The sequence below is a fragment of the Roseiconus nitratireducens genome (genome assembly GCF_008629675.1).
In the GTDB taxonomy this organism is placed as follows: Bacteria; Planctomycetota; Planctomycetia; order Pirellulales; family Pirellulaceae; genus Stieleria; species Stieleria nitratireducens.
In genome coordinates this window covers 36,793-56,099 of sequence record NZ_VWOX01000024.1, presented here as the reverse complement: position 1 = coordinate 56,099, position 19,307 = coordinate 36,793, and the positions used below count along the sequence as shown (strand labels likewise).

Genomic DNA, 19,307 nt, shown 5'->3' with positions numbered 1-19,307 from the left:
GAATCGCAGAGAAAGCGAAGAATGCCCGTGTCGAGCGGGAAAGCTACGCCTGGCGGGGCAGAAAATCTGGCGGCAATGCACCGTTTAGCCGCCAGCCAAGCGTTCGGCCATCGCGAAGTTCGATGGAGAGTTCGTGTTGGAGGAGCTGGATCTTTGGTAGCGAGATTTGCGGCTGCGACCGCAAATTGAGGAAGAGACCAAGAACGCCGGAGCGAGTTGGCGAGCCGCTGTAAACCAGAACCTGGTTTTCATGGCGAACTCCGAAGTCGGGGCAGTACCAACCGCTCTCGATTGCAAGGCTTCCATCGATCCCCAGTGGGTGCACCAGCGAGTGACAATCGGGCATGTGACGCACAGACGCACGGACGGCGTCCGGCTGGCCGTCCAGGCTGAGCACCCAGTCGGGGTGCCAATGAAGACGCGTCACCGCTCGAGCGGGTTTGTTCGCCCCGTCGAACCAGTCCACAAAGATCCAACCATCCTCGCAAGCGACGATCAAGCGACCCGCCGGAAAGCGGTGTACATCGTGAGCCGCGATGCACCACTTCAAGTCGGAGTCCGTGCCAGATTGACGCCAGACGGGATGACCACGTCGCCCCATCCGAAAGCTGGACCAAACGTCACAGTGATCGACCGAATCGATCATCATCACGTTGTGCGCCGCCGAACGCCGGCAATGTTGCCGCATGGAGGTGGGGGCATATTCGAAGTTCCCCGTATCGACGATGGCGTCGCGTCCTTTGAGCGTCGCAACGACTTGAAACAGGTCGGCGTGACCATGCGCCGGCAGATGGTCACACGCCAAGGGCCCCGTGTCGAGAATCAATCGGTCACCCGACGAGCTCTCGAATACCGAATAGTCCGACGAGGGATCCGCGGTGCAGTGACCGTGGAATTCGTCGGCCCATTCCAGCAGGTGATCGACATTCGGAGTTTCCTGAACCGTCGAATCGGCAAGCAGCGGAATTTTGCCGTCAGGCTGGCGAATCCATTTTAAAAACCCTGCCATTGACGTCGCCGCCTCCTCGAGATCGGTCGAAGGCCGACGGCAGAATCGATCGGCTTCAAGGCAGTGCAAAACGCACTGAAGCATCAATGCGTGATACGTCGGCGTTCGTTCGAAATGCTCGCCCGACGGAAGAACTTGCTGCCGGAGTTGTTGCCGAAGTTGCTGGTCAACGAATCGAAGATCGATCGAAGGTGTGATCGCCACGAAACTGTCGATGACTTGCAACGTGGCCAGGTTTTCAAGCAGATGGTTTCCTCCGAGGTCCCATTCGCAGTTTCTCGCCAGCCAAGCGGTTTGGTCGGCGATCGATTTCCAAAATGCAACGTGGATTTCTGACGGAGGGTCGGCCAGAGCTGCCAGGGTCAGCCAAATCGGCAATCGGCGTGAGATGCAGAACGGGTGCCAGGCGTCCGGATCAAGCGTCGGATGGGCATGAACCGGGACGCTCAACCACTGTTGCACAAAGTGCCACGCATCGCTGTGTTGATCTCGATTGACGAGTTCAATCAGCCATTCATGACACTGCAGATGAAAACGCCACAGGCGAGGCGCCTCGAGATTCCACCGCAGCGGCGATCCATTCGAGGGGCCTTCGCGGAGACTTTTGCGTTGATTGAGAAAGCAGAAGGTCGCTCCGTCGACATCCAGGACCTGCGGCTTGCGACCGCTGGCGAGGGAAGATCGATGTCGTGCGACGGTCAAGAAGGCATCACGCGCACCCGGATTCCAATCGGCGGTGTGCTTCTGTGTTTCGAAAGCCCAGCGTTTGGGGATCCGACGTCGCAGTTCGCGTTCGGCGAGTCGCCTCAAACGCCAAGCGAACTGAGACGGGCGATGGTAGCGTGCCAGCGACGCGATGCGGGAGATTCGCCCGCCGGAAGGGGCGATCAAATTCATCGCAACGGCTGGCCGGCAGTCTTGCGAGCGTTCTTGGTGCCGGCTTCGCCGTCTGGTTCGACCGAATGGTCGGGACTGTTCCAATCGCGGTCGGGCAGAGCACGTGAATCTCCTGCGGCGGTCCGTTGGATCACCGTCAGCATGTCCGCGGCGAGCGTGTCACGATTGAAATGCCGAACCACGAACTGACGCCCGCATTGGCCCATCCGCCGTGTCGCTTGCGGATCAGATTCCATCTGGTCCAGGATCTGGATCAGTTGTTCGTCGTTTTCCGGTTCAAGGGCGACGCCACATCCGGCTTCCAACACGATGTCACGTGCCCGGCCACGGACACCCATGATGATGGGCCGTTCCATCGCCATCGTTTCGAAGATCTTGGACGGGATAACGTGTTGAAACAAATCGACTTTGTTCAAATGCACCAGACAAACATCCGACGCAGCGAGCACGTCAGGAATCAAAGATTTGTCGACGCGTCCGGTCAGTTTCAAGAAATGACCGAGGTTCTGAGATTCGACTTGGGAACGCAACTCCTCCAGACGCGCGCCTCCGCCCGCGATCAGAAAGACGACGTCATCGCGCCCAGCCTGCTGATAGCGCTTCGCGGCTCGAACCAGAATGTCCAAGCCGTGGGCCATGCCGACGGTACCGACGTAGGAGCAAACAAACCGCTTTCCCAAGTCGTAACGTTGCCGAACATTCTCGCAATCGGCGCGGGGCAGAAACGCGGTCGGATCAACGCCGTTGGTGACGACCGACAGGTGGTCGGCGACGTCGGCTTTGGAGAGGATGTTGTCGCGATATCCGGGGCCGACGGCAACGATGTGATTCGCCTGTCGGTACATCCAGCGTTCCATCGATTCAAGCGCTTTGACGATCCAGCCGCGTCGGAGGGCCCCGACGGTCACAATCGATTCCGGCCAGATGTCACGGACCTCCAGAACCAACGGTCGCCACTTCAGCCAACTGGCAAGGACGCCCGCGATGCCACAGAAAAACTGAGGCGTGGTGGCAACGATCACGTCGGGACGACGGACGAAGAACACGAAGGCGAACAGTGAGGAAACGAGGTACGACAGGTAATTGACGATCAATCCAACGCGACCTGGGTTTGGACGAATGTACGTCCAGACGCGCACAACTTGAACACCATCGACGACTTCACGCCGCGGCCAAAGAGGGTTTCGATAGCCGTCGTAAACCTGCCCGTCGGGAACGTTGGGAGCGCACGTCACCACCGTCACCGACACGTTGCGTTCCGGATCGTTGACCCACCGGACGCAGTGGTCGTACGTGCGCGACGCAGGCGCGTTGCCTTCCGGTGGAAAATAGTGCGAAAAAAATACGATGCGCATGACTGGCGTGGGGGACGCGAATTATCGCTCCAGATTGCTCGGAGTGAATGCGCGTAGTTGCGATTGAATTTGATCATTTGCTTCAATCGTGATGCGCGAAACTTCTACCAGCTCGTCCAGCGGAATGGGGGGTGAAGTCGGTTCTGTTAGGCTGTCGAGAAACCTCTGGATTTCGTTGTGATGTCCCTTATCTTGACGACGTGTTCTTAGGTTTCTTCGTTGCCCCAGCACGCGAGATCGGCGGAAATTCTCGATGCAATGCACCTGGCCTCCGGCGAAAATCTCAACCCGTTCCTTGGGAAATGACTTATTCCCGTTTGCAAGGTAGTGAATCGTCGCGATCGATCCATCTTCGAATTTCAGGTGGATTGAGGCGCAATCGCCCTGCGCCCCCTCACCGCCGAGCATCGCGATAGAGGAGACCTGCGTGATGGGACGGGCAATCAGAAACCGCGACAGATCGATGAAGTGACACGCTTCGCCGAGGATTCGGCCGCCGCCCAATTCACGATTCTGCGTCCAGTGTTCCGGTGGTATCGAGCCGGCATTGACCGTGATGATGACCGCTTTTGATCCTGGAGTGGCTTTCATCCCGTCGACGATCGACTCAGTGTGGGGAGAGAATCGCCGATTGAATCCGACCATCAGGCTGAGGCCAGAGTGTTGTTCGGCACACTCCCTGACGCGTGTCAATTCGTCCTGATTCAGGGCCAGCGGCTTTTCGACGAACACGTGCTTGCCACGTTCCAAAGCCGCACAGACGAGATCGGCGTGCGTATTGTGGGGCGTGGTGATGAAGACGGCGTCGACGCCGGAATCGTCCAGCAGCGCGTCCACATCGGTGCCGCATCGAGCAAATCCGAATTTATTTGCCGCGTGCGCAGCCGAGACGCCTCGCTGGCTGACAATCCACTCACGAACAACGCCATTTCCGGTCAGAGCCGGCAGCAGTGTTCGCGTGGTAAATGATCCTGCCCCGATGATTCCAATTCTTGGGACCGCGTCGGATCGCACTGCTCGTGAGGTGGTGCTCTGGAGCGTGAGTGTTCGTTCCTGGACGGGGCGGTTGCCAGTGGAATCGTATTCCAACAGCATGCCCATTGCGTGCTGGCCGTTCATCGTTTGGTAGGCGCCCAACGCGTCATCGAATCGGAACCGGTGTGTGGTCAGGGTTTCCGTCTGGATCAGTCCCCGCTCCATCAAACTCAGCACGGCTTCAAAATTTCGCTTTTCAGTCCAGCGAACGAATCCGATCGGATAGTCCAAACCGTGCTTTTCGTAAGTCGGATCGTATCGCCCCGGACCGTAGGAGCACGAAACTTGGAAGGACAGTTCTTTTTTGTAGAAGTCGTCTCGTCTGAGTTTCAACCCGGCGACGCCAACCAGAACGATTCGGCCCCGTTTCCGGCACATGTCGGCGGATTGATGCATCAATACGTCACTTTGTGTCGATGCCGTGATCAAAACGCCATCGACGCCGTGGCCACAGGTCCAATGGAGTGACGAGCGGACCGGGTCTTCTCCGCTGGTCAAGTCAACCGTTCTGGCGCCGAACGAGCGTGCAAGCTCCAGTTTTTTCGGGTCGAAATCCATCCCCAGCACTTCGCAACCGTTGGCTCGCAGGATCTGGACACAGAGTTGCCCGATCAGTCCCAACCCCGCGACAACCACGCGTTCACCCAGCGTGGGGTTCAGCAGCCGAATGCCCTGCAATCCGATCGCGGAGGTAACACCGTACGCGGCGACTTCAGAAGAGACGGCCTGCGGGATCTTGGCGACCAGGTTTTTCGGAACGCTGACGATCTCGGCGTGGGGTCCATTGCTGACGACGCGATCGCCGACCATCAAGTCGGATCGCGTCGGAGCGTCGATCACCGTCCCCACGTTGCAATAACCAAGCGGAATCGGCGTCTCCAGTTTTGCCCGGACGGCGTCGATCGTCGTCCAGATGCCGTCGGTTTTGATTTTCTGTAGGACTTGTTTGACTTTGTCTGGTTGCGACCGCGCCTTCGCCAGATAGCCTTTGCGTCCGAAATCAACGAGCATTTTTTCGGTTCCAAGGGAAACGAGCGAATGCGTGGTTCGGATCAAAACCTCTCCGACGCCGCGATGCGGACAAGGCGTCTCCGCGAGCAGTGTCTCGCCGGAGCCCAAATTCTGCAGTACCTGTTTCACCCGATTCTCGATGTGGCTTGACGAAAATTTTGAATTGATTGAAGCACAGCCAGTATCAATCCATGATGACGTGGTCTGGACGCTCGGTTTCACCTTGCAACCACGCATAAGTCTCAAGCAGCTTTTGCGCAATCATTTTCCAGCTGAAAGTTTGCATGATCCACGTCCTGCCGCGTTTTCCCATCTCGGCCAGCTTCTCAGGAGAGCATCCGAATGCTTCGGATAGAACCTCCGACAATCCGTCGACGTCCGGCCGGCAGGTCCATCCGCAACCGACCTCCGCAAGCTCCGACCATGGTGTTCGGGTGGTCGCAATGGCAGGGCATCCGCAAATCAATGCCTCACCCACCGTGTTGCCAAAGTTCTCTGAAAAGGACGGAAGAACGTAAAGATCCGAATCCGTGTACACACGAAACCGATCGTCTCCGAAAACAGGACCTTCGAAGACCACGTTTTTGATATCACGCGATTCGACAAGGCTCTCCAGTTCGGACCGATGTCCACCGTCGTCGACTCCGCAGATTCTCAGTCTCCAGTCCGGATGACGAGCCTGGAGCCGAGACCACGCCTCAATGAGATTGACAAGACCTTTGATCGGGTGAATGCGTCCAAAGTACAACAAAGTCTTCTTCTTGTTGGATTGCTTCGATTGCCAATCCGGATTCCATTGTGGGATGTCAATGCCGTTCGGCAACAACGCGACGGGAACGCGAACTCCTCGGTTGCGGACATCCTGATACTCCGATCGCGATGTCACGTGCACACAGTCGGCAGACGCTAGCAGCTGCCGTCGGCTCAGTTGCCACACGATCGCTTTTCGGACCGGTTTGATCTTCAAAGCTTCCGCCGACAGAGTGCCTCTGGGTGAGACGACGAAGGGCTTACCGGCGCTTTTGGCCGCGGAAAACGCGTAGGAACAGGACATCGTCCAGAGATCATGTGCGTGAAAGACGTCCGCACGCGGGGCGATCGAACAGAGTTCGCGGTGCAAGCCGGGGCAGAATCCAAGTTTCTGAAACGCTTTTGGGGTTGAGACCTCGAGCAGTTCAAACGTGTTGTCTCGCCACTCGTCGCGAGCACAGTTCACAGCCAGAGTGACCGAGCGTCCAAGGTCAGCCTGGGCTCGACAAAGCGCGGGGACGGACTCTGTGATTCCGCTTCCGTACAGATTTCGAAAGTTGAGTACATGGACAATCACGATGGGAGCGGCCAGTCTCGATGCGTGGTCCATTGACGGACGGATGGAAACAACGACGTCAACACTTTAAGCAGCGGCGGGCTCCGCCAAGGCTAGATCGGATTCGCAATCCTGCGATGCCGCCGAAAAGTCGGCGAACTGATGTGACGCCATGTAGAGGGCGATCATTTGCCACTCCCATGCCCCGACGCCCGAAGGTGAGAAGAAGGCCGCCTCTGTGACATTGGTAAACAGAACCGCGATCAACAGCACATTGGCCGGGTCGTCTCGCCGCCGAAAAACGGGGCCAATCAGGATCGCAAAGAAAAGGAAGACGGGGATCGAACCGATCAGGCCCAGTTCGACGAAAATCGATGTGTAGAGGAATCCGTTTTCAACACTCGCAGAAATGGGAATTTTTTTCCAAATGGGGTCATAGGTGACCTCTGGCAATGCGTCTGAACGGGAGTTGATGACCTGGAAACCCCGTCCGAACGCGACATTTCTGCGAAGCGACCGCATATGGTATGCGATCGCGCCACCGCGAGACTTGCGGAAATTTGCGACCAATCCGCTTTCGGAGGTCCGCCCTGACTTCGAAACAAAGTACGAAACGGATTCTTGCACTGTAGAGGAACTGGCAATGATCACCGGAGTCGCGATCGCGATCAGAATGATGCCTCGACCAACGACCCGCGCGCTACGACCACTGAAGCGGGTGAATAGGCATCCGCCCCACACAACCAACGCCAGCAGGAGGCTGAACATTCCTCCGCGGGCTTCAGTAAGGTACAACTCGATCAATCCCAGACTGATCGTGATTAGTTTCCATCTCTCGATCCTATGACTCGCCAAGGCATGAGCGATCATTGCCGCTAATGCAATTCCCAGAAACACGCCTAAGAGGTTCGGGTGCGAGAGGATCCCGTTGAAGCCGGTCGCATTTCGCGTTCGCCCGAGGCCAGAAAATATCAGGGGAGCGCTGGCAAAAATGATCAGTGCCACAAAATGTTCGTACCATCGCGCAATCGTATTCAGTTCCTCCGCGGAAACGCTGGAGACCGCCAGAACACAACTGAGGGCATAGATGACGAATCCGATCGATTTGAGCAACGAAATCGCCGGCAGCACGCTCACCAGATAGCTGTGCAGCGTCAACCATGCGCCCACCAACAAGAGTGATCCGACAAGTGGCCGAATCGTTGGCGTGATGTTGATTCGCCGATCGTAAAACAGACGCGCCAGTACGGCACACGGGAGGATGTGATGCAATCCTACCGTGCTGACGGAACCGAACACCTCCGGATTCAGATTCATTAACCCGAATTGGAGGGTTAGCGCCGCGGCATGGCGGAAACCGGATCCCGAAAGGCTCCATCCGATCAGCGCGAGAAAAACCAGTGCATCCAGCGATCCCGGTAGCACCGCAACCGCTGCCAGCGACGCGACGATGATCGAGAGATGAATCAAGGTTTGATGACGATTCACGACCCGTCACCGATGCCATCAGGTGGCGATTGAGTATCCAACGAGCTGCTCGACGAAATCCAAGGCGGTTCTGTGGAATTCCCGGAAAGGATTTCAATCAAGTAGTCCGCCCCTGCCGCGGGGGCCAATGCTTGTCGGTACCAGTTCTGTAAGCATTCCCGGTGCTTCTTGGTGGGTGGGCCCTGCCGGATTTGACGCAGCAAAGAATCCGTCAAAGACTGTTCACAGCCGCTCCGGAATACTGCACCATGAATCGGTTTGCAAACGGTGGTGGCCGCTCCGCAAGCACCGCTAACGACAACCGGTGTCCCGACGGAGAATGCTTCGTTGATGACGGCGCCCCAACCGTCATAGTCGCTGGGTAGAACAAGAAGATCGCTGCCCTGTACGATCGACTGCACGTCATTGTGAGAAAGCGTTCCTGTCCAATGCACGCGGTCCGACAGTCCGAGCGAGGCTGCCAGCTTCTTGTTTTGGCCGAGCAGCGGACCATCGCCGACAATGGAAGCCTGCCAGTCGAATTCGGAAAGGTGACGAAGGGAATGAATCAGGAGGTCAATTCGCTTGAGCGGTACCTGTCTCGCAACGCACGCAATTTGAAAACACTTCGAAACAGTTTTTTGGGGCGATGACGCGGCGCAATCATGGAAATAGCCAAAGGTGCGAACCTGTTCACGTGCAAATCCGATTTGCCGGTAGTATTGGTTCGCCAAATCACCGACGGCCAGAACTCGATGGATTCGATTTCGCCAACGTCGAGCATTGACACGTCCGCGAATCTGGGAGTGCATTCGTCTCACCAGTGTCCGGGCATCGGGGCGCTCCGCGTAGACATTCAAACGGGCTTCGGTCTGACTCGCGGTTTTCAAACCGTGATAGACGCCGCGATACGCATCGATCCCGCTGAAAACGTGGTGGCAGTCCGCTGTGGAGTAGTTTTGGCAGATTGTGGCAATCTCATGATTATCCGGACTGACAATCAGGTCCACGCCCGAGGGCGTTTCCACGCTCCAACCCTGGTCGATGCGTTTCTGGTTGAACGCTTGATCAACGATCAATGAAACTCGTCCTGGCAGGCGTTTCGCAGCAGCTTCCAGCAGCCCCACCTGGTGAAGGCTGACGACGTTCTGCCAAAACACCAGTTGGCGAATGCTATTGGGCTCTCCCGTCCGGGGAGCGAAACGACGGGAGCCGGTCGTGGGGGCGGTTGTCATTCTTTTTGCAAAGGCAATTCAGCCTCTGCGTCGGCATGATCGGAAAAACTGCGAATCAACCTCGCGGGAACGCCTCCCACCATCGACCTTGCCGGGATCGAACGAGTGACGGTCGCCCCGGCCGCCACGAACGATCTTGGCCCGATGGTTACACCCGCCAGAATGGTCGAATTGGCGCCGATCCAGCATCCGTCTCCGATGACGATGTTCTCCGACCGCCCTGGGCCCGCGACCTTTTCGTTCTGGGGTGTCAGTTCATGAGTCCCCGCGATGATCAGTACGCGTGTCGAGATATCGCAGGACGCGCCGATCAGAATCTCACAATCGCCGCCGGTGATAAGCGTTTCGTGACCAATGAACGTGTTTGCACCGACTTTCAGTCTAAAGGTTCCTAGGATCTGGGCGGATCCACACAGCCGCGCCGTCGGATCAACGTCAAAACCCGCCTTTCTAATCAGCCAACTACGTTGCCGATAGCAACGTGTTGCAGGAAGAAGACGTGCCAACCTGAGAAAGATGGCTTTGCGGAAGGACCTCATCATGGCCGTCTCGAAGTCCGTGACAGCTTCTCGACGGTAGCTTGCACCAGATTCCCCGATTGAGCCAATTCGAATAGTCGGCGAATCGTGAACACGTGCTTCTTCCACCGGTGATTCTTTAGCTCGATTCCTTCGCGTCTCAAGACTGAATGCCACTCCGCTCTTGAGTCCTCCGAGTGGGCAATTGTCTTCGCGTCTTCATGGCGGCGATAGGCTCCGAGAAACTTATTGACCAAGTAGAACGGGAATCCCGCTCGCGAAATCGAAAGAATGAACTCTCCGTCCATCGCATACGTCAACGACCTGTCAATCCGGTGCGTCTTGGCGATCTCGTGTCCGAAAAAGAGAGCTTGGGTTGCAAAGTTGATTCCTCGATAGATCAAACTATCGCGTGAGAATCGACAAAAATACTTGCGACCAATCACCCGCGAATCTTCGACGACCGCGATGTGGCCCAGGAAAACGGATGATGAGAGGGCCGGTACCTGCAACGCGCGTTGGGCGACGTGCCAGAACGCGTTTGGCAGATAGAAGTCATCGGCATTTTGCCAACCCACGAGATCGCCTGTCGCGATATCGAGCCCTTTGTTCAACGCATCGCTTTGCCCTTCATCGGGCTCACTGATCCAGTAGTCGATGAACTGGGAGTATTTCTTCAATATCTCCGTGGTCTCGTCACTGCTGCCGCCATCGATGATGACAAGTTCCACATTGGGATAGCGTTGAAACACCACGGACCGGATGAAGTCTTCAATGAATGCCCCTTGCTGGAAGCTTGGACAAACAATCGATATCCGGGGCAGTTCACTCGCGGGGAGGTCTGCGGCGAATGACGCGATGCCCGGCGGCTGTTCTGGCCAACCGGGAAGTGCTTTGTATTCGATTGACACGGGTAAGGATTAGTTCGAGATCATCAGCGCTTGGGCGTCCTCAGCAAACGATCGCCCTGTCATGCGACGAGCGATGAATACAGTTCCAAGTGTTTCTCCACGCATCGGTCCCAGGTGAACAAGCGGACCCGATGGTCGCCGGCTTCGATCAGGCGTCCGCGGTACTCGCGATCTTCCCAAACTCGCTCCATCGAATGAGCAACGGCTTCGCTATCCGTCGGGTCAACAAGGACCGCGGCGTCGCCGGTCACTTCGGGAATCGAACTGGTGTCAGACGCAATGACCGGACATCCACAGGCCATTGCTTCGAGCGGCGGAATGCCGAAACCCTCATATTTCGAAACGTAAATCAGCATCTCGGCATGCCCATAAAGCATCGCCAATTCCTGCTCCGACGGTTGAACATGCGTCATGCGATCGGGATTTAAACGATGTTGATTCCAGTGTTCAAGCTCGTGGGGTTGCAAAGGAGGGCCGCCGGCGCAAACAACCTGAAGATCCGCCCGGACATTCCGTGTCATCGCGAACCCCTCGACAAACGTTTTAAAATTCTTGTAACCGTTTCGATTGCCCACCCACAAGATATAGGGGGCGTTTGAGTCCAGCGGGAAACGCTGCGATTGTCGTTTCATGTCGGTCGCGAGATAAATGACTTCGATTTTTTGAGGATCGATCGAAAGGAGATCGACCATGTCACGCTTGGTTGACTCTGAAATTGCAATCAATTTGTCGGATTCCTGTACCGTTTGCAGTTTCGCATCCCGCATCGACAAATCGTTCATGAACTTTTCGCTGATCATGTCGTAGAACGATGCCACGCGTGGGATCGATTTCTTTTGAAGGTTGCCGGATTCAAAAAAGCCTTCGTGGATGATGTCCGGTGCGGTGCGGACGGTCGAATTTGCCAGGCGACAAGCGATGTGATTGATTTGACTCAGCCCACGCGGACGTCGGTTCACATGGACTCCCGGATGCTGTAAAGCCTTTGCCGCGTCTCTCAAATAGGCATTGCTGTACAGGAGTGCGTCAAGTTGAACATTCCAGTCGGCAGTCGCCGCAACCCCCTTGGCCAGTTCGACAAGATAACGCGAGACTCCGCCGTAGCGCTGATTCGCGAAAACGGATCCGCAGAGTCGGAGAGTCTTCAATTGTGAATGGATTGTTGAGTGAGAGGTCTGGTGCGGCGTGTTAGGCACGACTCGCGCGGAGCACGGCGCGTCGAATCTTGGAAATCATTCCGGGGCGAGCCGCCGAAAACGAGAGCGGTCGTTTCGAAATCGCGTGCAGAGTGGAACCGTTCGAATAAAGACTGCAATCGAACTGCCTTGCCAAGCTTTGCAGACTTGCGAGGTTGAAAAATGAGATGTGCTGTCCGATTTCCGGATGAAAGTAGTACCACGAATCGATCGACTCGGGTGGCGGCGATGGCTGAAGGACAGTTGAAAAGAAGACGACGTCCGTACTGTCGAGCAACTCGCGAAGGACTTCCCTCGGCTGGGACAAGTGTTCGAAGACTTCAAATGCCGTGATGGCCGCGTAACGTCTCGACAGGTCGGCTCCGAAGTCGGTGGCGAAAAGATTCTGGCACATCGGATCGTAGTGATGAAAGGCGTAGCCGTCGTCTCGCATCAAACGCGTGAAAACTCCGTAGCCTCCGCCATAATCCAAGAATTCATCATTCGGTTCGAAGTTGTCCTTGATCAGCAGGGATGTCACGGTTCGGAAGGCAAGGCAACGTGCAAGCAAACCTGAATCCTGTTGGGCGATCACATCCGCATAAGCTTCCTCCAGCCAATAGGGTTCTTCCGTTTGAATGAATCCCGTTTCGTCGCAGCGGTAGAAGTTGACGTCATACTTCCCCAGTATGCGACCTGTGAACAGGAATGATGCGGTGCAGTCGGCGACGCGACTCCTTGGTTCACTGGGGTTCACGCGAACGGATTCCTTTGAGTATCGCGAATGAACACGGAGATCTGCTCCACATGCAGTCGGTCAGCGGTGGCCATCAGTCTCTTGATTCCTTCTATGATGCACGTCACTTAGTTCAGCGCCGGTGGGTCGGGAACCAGATGAGTCTTGGAGTCCATCAAACCAGGGAGCAGCCAAAGATACGGGACGACAATAACGATCGTGTAAGAGACAATGGAGCCGATCACCACGCCCGGTGCTCCGAGAGAACGCGTGAGCCAGATTGAAAGAAACACGTTAAGGATTGCCATGGCTGTGGAACAAATCACTTGCAGCCGAATGACATGCAAGCCGTTTAGCAACATTGCCATAATTCGGCCGAGTACCTGAAGATTGCTCCATATGCAGACTGACAGGATCAACAGGATGCTCGGTTTGCATTCTCCTCCGGTCCACAATTGGTTGATCGGATTAAAGAACACGGCCAAGATTCCTGTCAGCACAATCGAAACCGCCAGGCAACGCGTTGTCGCTTTGTAGTAGGTCTTTTTGACCCACTCGGTATCGCCCAACAAACTGGCTTCGCGGAATGCCGGCCACAACGGTCCGGTCAGCAGCACCGTCGCTGAATTCACAAAGAGGAACAATCGGCTGGTCAGGCCGAGTTTGGCGGCCGCCTCCAGCCCTGAAAAATGGGAAACGATGATCGCGTCGGTCTGGTAAGCGGCTGCAGCGCACAATTGCAGTACGAAGAAAAGGCTTCCTGCCGAGAGCAGCGTCGAAACCTGTTTGCGGCTCGCGACCGAGAAGTCGGGACGGAATCTGCCGCCCTCGCTTGTGAACACGATCGCGGTGTTGATCAATCCCGACAGGATGGGTTGCGCCGCGAAGCACAAGACGAATACCACCAGACTGGCACCAAAATACCAGGCCAAGACCGTAGCGAACACCGTAAGTACATGGGCGATGGAATTGGACGTCGCGACGATGTGAGTACGCTGCAATCCGACTAAGATTCTGGAAGCAAGTGACAGCGGCATTGCGGCGAAATAGCTGGTGCAAGCTGCGATCGTCACGACAGCAACCTCCTCCGCGGGAATCGCGTCCGGCAGTGACAGTAGCCATTTCCAGTCGATGATTGGAATGACAACGAACTGAAGACAAAAGCAGGCGGCGGCCATCGCACCGACAAACACGTAGCCGCTGGCGATGAGGGACCGCATCCGCGTTGCCCTCGTCTCTTGCGCCAACTCCGCCACCATGTTGATGATCGCGTTTCCGACTCCGCCATCCAGGATTCCGAAAAGGCTGAGCAGGGTTGTCAGCGTGATCCAAATCCCAAATCGCTCTGCACCGAGGGCGTCGATGGCTAGTGGGACACAAACGAGCGTGACGAGGAGGGCGGGGAACTTGCTAAGAAATCCCGCGGCTGCTCCCAGCACTAGGTAACGATCACGCCGCCCGCGTTGACCCTCCAGGGTTGAGGCTTTGTCCCCGTGGGCTAGCACCATGGGTGAGCAAACCTGGCGTGATTTGCCGTCGACGGTAACATCTGGCTCACGTTCGCGACACGGTCCCCGCCTGTCACCGGCCCAGCGTTATCGTTCGGTGTTCCGGATGCGGAATTTTGGTCGATTTGATGTTCAATGTGTCGGATCAATTGCTCCAGTTGTGAATCTTCCGGTAGTGCCTCCTCCGCAGCGGTTGCGGCCTCCATCGCGGCGGCGAACTTTCCGTGTTTGATCAGGCCGAGGATCAGGCCGATGTGGTAAGTGCGTTCTGTTGGCACCAGTTCGATCGCCAATCGATTTGCTTTCTCAGCTTGCATGGGCAAATCAATCTCGAACAACGCGCGGCTCTTCAAATAATGACATTTTGCTCGTGCGGCTCGCGAGGGCTCGGCATCGCAATCAAGGAAGTCGATGGAATGTTTGATGAACGAATGATACCGATCGGAAGAATTCGGAGTCTGTTTTAGCAGTGCGAGAACGTGATGGACGCTGCGACGTCTGGAAGCGGGCGAAAGGCTGATGCATCGATCAAGTTCGAGCGTTGGGCTACGGATCGCCAAATTGATCGCGTCGGGGACGTTCGCAGCCCGAAGCGTCGTTGCCTGGTGTAAAAAGCTCTCGGCTAGTCGAGGCGCGTTCCGGACGACCGCCAATTCGGCTAGCCTCAAATGCAGGTCACTGTTTCGCGTTTGGAGCGTGCTGATTTGCCTGAGCAAGTCCAGCGACGTTTGTTCTCGGTTTGGAAGGAAATCGGTTTGGATGAGCACGAGGCGTGCTTCGACGGAAAGCGGGTTTTCCTGTAGAGCTCGCACGGCCGTCGAAGCGGCGAGCGTGTAGGTGTCAATTGCCGGTGGTTCGGGAAGAAGGCCAGTCGACCGGCGTCCAAGGCGAGTCGCATTCGTCGCTTGCTCCAAATCAGCAAGCGTGTCGAGTTTCATTGATTCGATTTCTTCCACGCGTGCGAGGTGGACCAGGCACCTCGCCCTAGAAAGGTCAAGGTCGGCGTTAGAATCCGATCGAGCGAGTTGGTTCAGCAGCTGAAGTGTCGGCTCGAGTTGATCTCTGCTCCACGGATCGCTTCGAAGCACCATCCGTCCCTTCGCGACCGCATGATCGATGAGGGCGTCCGAACGGAGGGGCCCGAGTGCAAAAAGACTGGCCGCAAGACCAACAGCGCAGAAGGTGACGCGCATCCAGGGGGATGATTCTTGAGCCGTAGCGAGATCATCGGGGTGTTCGAAAGTTGCATGAGAATCGACACAAGGGCACAGGGCCGCTCGCGCCACAATCACCGAAACGAGAATGGCGAAGAAGTATGCGTTGGAAGATAGCAGCAGACCGAAGTCAACGATTGCGTTGGTGCCGACGACGGCGACAGCAAACCAACCGGTTGCGCAGAGTGCACGATCGATCGGGAAGATCGAATGGCGGAGGCGGGACAGCGAGAAGACGACGGTGCCAAAAAGCATTGCAGCTAGGAGTATGCCTGGTACTCCTTGTTCGACCATCAGCTCCAGATAGAGATTGTCTGCATTCGCAAATGTCTGATTGTCACCCAGGTCTTGATAGGGAAGATATGCGTAGCGATAAGTGCCTCCGCCGCTACCGAAGGGTAGATAATCGACTGCGGCCGCCCACGAGTCGTGCCAATGCCGGATGCGAGTTGATTCGGAGATTTCGCGCAGGAACTGCCGAGGAGTTACTTGGCTGATCCGACGGATTGTCGTGAGCTCCATGCCAAAGGAAAACACGGTCGCCAACGCGAATACCAGGCAGGCAACGATGACGCCGCCAGCTGTGGCCAGTTTTTTCCTCGCTGAAACCAACGGGATCAAAACACAGAAACCGAACACCGTTGAGAGGATCCCGCCGCGGGATCCGCAGAAGAATAGAGCGGCAATATTGGCGGCGATGCAACACGCCGCAATTGTCGTTGCCGGATCGCGAATCAAGTCACCGAGATCGGACGTGTCAACCATGTCGTCATCGTCGGGCAGGCTCATCGAAAACAACCGCCACGTGATCAGCCCGATGCCGCAGGCAATGCCCAGGTTTAAAAACAGGGCCGCGTTGTTCCGATTCACAAATCGTCCAAAGCTGGTCGTAATTGTGGAAACAACCAGTCGCTCTCCAGCGATCTCCAGATCGGTGAATACGCCGTAGAGGGCATGGATGGTCGTTCCGAACATCAGCAATGCCAACAGCATTGCGATTCGGCGTTGACGCGAGATCGATAGCGCGACCAACACGAGCAGCGGAAGCAGGCTCAAGAGAAAGTGAAGACGATGCCGCGTGCTGTCGGGATGAATCGAAATAGGATGATCGTTCGGTGCAGGTTGCCCCAAGATCATCCAAATGGGTTGCATCCAATCATGATAGGCGCGGTTGGCCCCCTTGCTGAGCCATTCCACCCAATTGCCGGGTAGAGACGCATTTTGGAATGCGAGAATCGAACAACCCAAAAGCCACAGCACGACCAGCGAAATCGGGACTCGGGTGGCAATCCAGTCCGTATTCTGAGCGGGAGGCCGTCCCGCGAATCTCAATGCCGTAGCAATGACGAACAGCAAGTAACCGCCGCAAAGCACGGCAATTGCGAAAGCGGAGACGAACTGCGTCCAAGGGAGGACGCCGCCGAAATCGAAGCTGGTCGCAATCGGTAGGAGTGCCAGGATCAACACCACGAACGTGTCGATCAATGACGCGACGTCGCGTCGGAGAAAAGACTGCTTCTTAAGATCACGCACGTGGCGGGAAAGGCTTGTGTGAGTGAACAGCCAGCGATCACCACTTGGCGGCTACGCCGGGGCGCGTCGCGCCGCTTCGTCGCGGGCCAGTTCCAGATCGTGGTCGACCATCAGTTCGGCCAGTTCTTTGCAGCTCGTTTCGGGCTCCCAGCCCAGGACGTTCTTGGCTTTGCTGTAATCACCGAGCAACAAGTCCACTTCCGTCGGGCGAAAGTACCGGGGATCCGTTTCAACGTACTCGCTCCAGTCCAGATCCAGGTAACCGAAGGTGTAATCCAGGAACTGACGAATCGTGTACGTCTCACCGGTCGCCAAGACGTAATCGTCCGGGGTGTCATGCTGAAGCATCATCCACATGCCTCGGACGTAGTCCTTCGCATAGCCCCAGTCACGCTTGGCATCCAGATTGCCCAAGTACAGTTTGTCTTGCAGCCCGGTCTTGATACGGGTCGCTGCCCGAGTGATCTTCCGTGTCACAAACGTTTCACCGCGACGCGGCGATTCGTGGTTGAACAGGATGCCGTTGCAGGCGAACAGATCGTAGGCGTTGCGGTAGTTGACAGTTTGGTGAAACGCGTAGACTTTCGCACAGGCGTAGGGACTTTGCGGCTGGAACGGTGTCTTTTCGGTTTGAGGCGTTTCGACCACGTCGCCAAACATTTCGCTGCTGGACGCCTGGTAGACACGAACGGCTTGCTTGCGATTCAGTTGACGTGCCGCTTCCAAAACGTTCAGGGCGCCAACCGCCGTGGTCTGCACCGTGTACACCGGCGAATCGAACGAAACGCGGACGTGCGACTGCGCGCCCAGGTTGTAAATCTCTTCCGGTTCGATGTTCAGCACCAGGTTGGTCAGGTTCTGACCGTCTGTCAGGTCCCCGTAGTGCAGGAACAACCGAGCATTCTCATCGTGAGGGTCGATGTAAATGTGGTCGATCCGGTCGGTATTGAACGTGCTGCTGCGACGAACAATTCCATGGACTTCGTAGCCCTTTTCCAGCAACAGTTCGGCAAGGTAGGAACCGTCTTGTCCGGTGATTCCCGTGATCAGAGCTTTTTTCAATGGACGTGATGAATCAGTCATGTCTAAATGACCCGCCGAAGCAAGTGAAGGTAGGCTGGAAGGTGGAAAGGTCAGCGGCAATCTGAGCGACGAGGCCCGATCACAGCGAACGGTCGCAGGGACCATCGCGGGGAGCGACGTCCCACTTTAGGTTGCAAATAGTGAACGCCGGTCGAGACGTGACGGTGTGAAAACCGTCAAGCCATGGAGCACCGGAGAGCTCTTGGTTTGATCGCGTCGTGGAAGACGCTGCACATCGATTTCCGTTTGTTGCTCGTTCGCCGAAACCCGATTCACGGGCGCAGTTCGGCCCGCGCTACACGGAGCGTAGGGAACCTTCCTGGATCGACGCAAGATAATCCTGGTAAGTCCGCTCGATCCCGGACTCCAAGTCGATGGTCGGCTGCCAGCCGGTTGACCGGATCAAGGTCGTGTCGGTTCGCTTGACCGGCGTACCGTCGGGGCGACTGGTGTCATGTCCAATTTTACCCCTGAAGCCCGTGACGCGGGCTACCAATTCCGCCAGCTCGCGGATCGAAATGTCCGTTCCGGTTCCGACGTTCGCCAGATTGGGCGGATCGTTCAGACCCAGCAAATGGACAAGCCCCCGGGCCAGGTCGTCCACGTGCAGGAATTCACGCCGGGGCGTGCCCGTTCCCCAGATCACCACTTCCTCGCTGCCGTCGCGGACCGCTTCATGAAAACGGCGGAGCATCGCCGGCAAAACGTGTGAATTCTCGGGATGATAATTGTCTCCGGGACCGTACAGGTTCGTCGGCATCGCGGAGTGGAACGTCACGCCGTACTGGGTGCGATAATGTTGGCACAGCTTCAAACCGCTGATTTTCGCCAGCGCGTACGCTTCGTTGGTTTCTTCCAACGGGCCGGACAACAGGCAATCTTCCGGCATCGGCTGGGGGGCCATGCGGGGATAAATGCAGGTGCTGCCCAGGAACAGAAAACGCCGGGTCCCTGACAGGTACGCGGCATGGATGGCGTTGGCTGCCATCATCAGGTTGTCGTAAATGAAGTCTGCCGGAAAGGTGTGGTTGGCATGGATACCACCGACCTTCGCCGCAGCGAAAATCACCGCATCGGGACGCTCGGTTTGGAAAAAGGACTCCACCTCGGCTTGGCGAAGCAGGTCCAATTCGCTCCGCGTGCGAACGAGGATCTGGTCGTCGGAGCATCCCAGGTCGCGAAGGTGACGCACGACGGCGCTGCCGACCATTCCCTGGTGCCCGGCGACGTAAATGGTGCCCGGCGGGGTGGTCGATTTGAGGGTCGTGTCTTGGCGTGTCATTTCAAACAGCCCGGTATCCTTTCGGGCAACAA

Annotated in this window: 14 protein-coding genes; all 14 read right to left on the bottom strand. The window is 56.6% G+C overall.

All coding sequences use genetic code 11. The features are described from left to right. Positions 1 to 43 precede the first annotated feature (43 nt). Positions 44 to 1,906 carry a heparinase II/III family protein gene (locus tag FYK55_RS26090; RefSeq protein ID WP_150079578.1) on the bottom strand — a complete coding sequence of 621 codons (1,863 nt, stop codon included), beginning with the start codon at positions 1,904 to 1,906 and terminating at the stop codon, positions 44 to 46. Continuing rightward, the gene (locus FYK55_RS26085; protein WP_150079577.1) at positions 1,903 to 3,261 is read right to left on the bottom strand and encodes a glycosyltransferase family 4 protein; all 1,359 of its coding nucleotides are present in this window, start codon (positions 3,259 to 3,261) and stop codon (positions 1,903 to 1,905) included. Before FYK55_RS26085 ends, FYK55_RS26090 begins: the two co-directional genes overlap by 4 nt. A gap of 21 nt (positions 3,262 to 3,282) precedes the next feature. After that, a complete protein-coding gene (locus tag FYK55_RS26080) occupies positions 3,283 to 5,307 on the bottom strand; it encodes a bi-domain-containing oxidoreductase (protein ID WP_201743815.1) in 2,025 nt (674 codons plus the stop codon). 184 nt (positions 5,308 to 5,491) lie between these two features. Beyond that, positions 5,492 to 6,667: a glycosyltransferase gene (locus FYK55_RS26075; RefSeq protein ID WP_150079575.1), complete on the bottom strand. Its 1,176-nt coding sequence runs from the start codon at positions 6,665 to 6,667 to the stop codon at positions 5,492 to 5,494. A gap of 33 nt (positions 6,668 to 6,700) precedes the next feature. After that, a complete protein-coding gene (locus tag FYK55_RS26070) occupies positions 6,701 to 7,618 on the bottom strand; it encodes an O-antigen ligase family protein (protein ID WP_150079574.1) in 918 nt (305 codons plus the stop codon). Between the two features lie 479 nt (positions 7,619 to 8,097). Continuing rightward, entirely contained in the window at positions 8,098 to 9,315 is a 1,218-nt protein-coding gene (locus FYK55_RS26065) for a glycosyltransferase (protein ID WP_150079573.1), read from the bottom strand. Then, positions 9,312 to 9,857 carry an acyltransferase gene (locus tag FYK55_RS26060; protein WP_150079572.1) on the bottom strand — a complete coding sequence of 182 codons (546 nt, stop codon included), beginning with the start codon at positions 9,855 to 9,857 and terminating at the stop codon, positions 9,312 to 9,314. Before FYK55_RS26060 ends, FYK55_RS26065 begins: the two co-directional genes overlap by 4 nt. Then, positions 9,854 to 10,744, bottom strand: a complete 891-nt coding sequence (locus FYK55_RS26055) for a glycosyltransferase family 2 protein (RefSeq protein ID WP_150079571.1) — start codon at positions 10,742 to 10,744, stop codon at positions 9,854 to 9,856. Before FYK55_RS26055 ends, FYK55_RS26060 begins: the two co-directional genes overlap by 4 nt. Positions 10,745 to 10,803: 59 nt before the next feature. Then, entirely contained in the window at positions 10,804 to 11,892 is a 1,089-nt protein-coding gene (locus FYK55_RS26050; protein WP_161604760.1) for a glycosyltransferase family 4 protein, read from the bottom strand. A 40-nt stretch (positions 11,893 to 11,932) separates the two neighbouring features. Further along, positions 11,933 to 12,676 carry a class I SAM-dependent methyltransferase gene (locus FYK55_RS26045; protein WP_150079569.1) on the bottom strand — a complete coding sequence of 248 codons (744 nt, stop codon included), beginning with the start codon at positions 12,674 to 12,676 and terminating at the stop codon, positions 11,933 to 11,935. 107 nt (positions 12,677 to 12,783) lie between these two features. Then, positions 12,784 to 14,163, bottom strand: coding sequence for an oligosaccharide flippase family protein (locus tag FYK55_RS26040; protein WP_150079568.1), 1,380 nt, complete (start codon positions 14,161 to 14,163; stop codon positions 12,784 to 12,786). Next, on the bottom strand, positions 14,154 to 16,115 hold the full coding sequence (locus FYK55_RS26035; protein WP_235908988.1) for an O-antigen ligase family protein: 1,962 nt from the start codon (positions 16,113 to 16,115) through the stop codon (positions 14,154 to 14,156). The genes FYK55_RS26040 and FYK55_RS26035 overlap by 10 nt, the downstream gene beginning before the upstream one ends. A gap of 846 nt (positions 16,116 to 16,961) precedes the next feature. Further along, positions 16,962 to 17,993: a GDP-mannose 4,6-dehydratase gene (gene gmd / locus FYK55_RS26030; protein ID WP_150079566.1), complete on the bottom strand. Its 1,032-nt coding sequence runs from the start codon at positions 17,991 to 17,993 to the stop codon at positions 16,962 to 16,964. Between the two features lie 295 nt (positions 17,994 to 18,288). Further along, positions 18,289 to 19,275 (bottom strand): GDP-L-fucose synthase family protein, encoded by a 987-nt coding sequence (locus FYK55_RS26025; RefSeq protein WP_150079565.1) that lies wholly within the window; start codon positions 19,273 to 19,275, stop codon positions 18,289 to 18,291. Positions 19,276 to 19,307 lie beyond the last annotated feature (32 nt).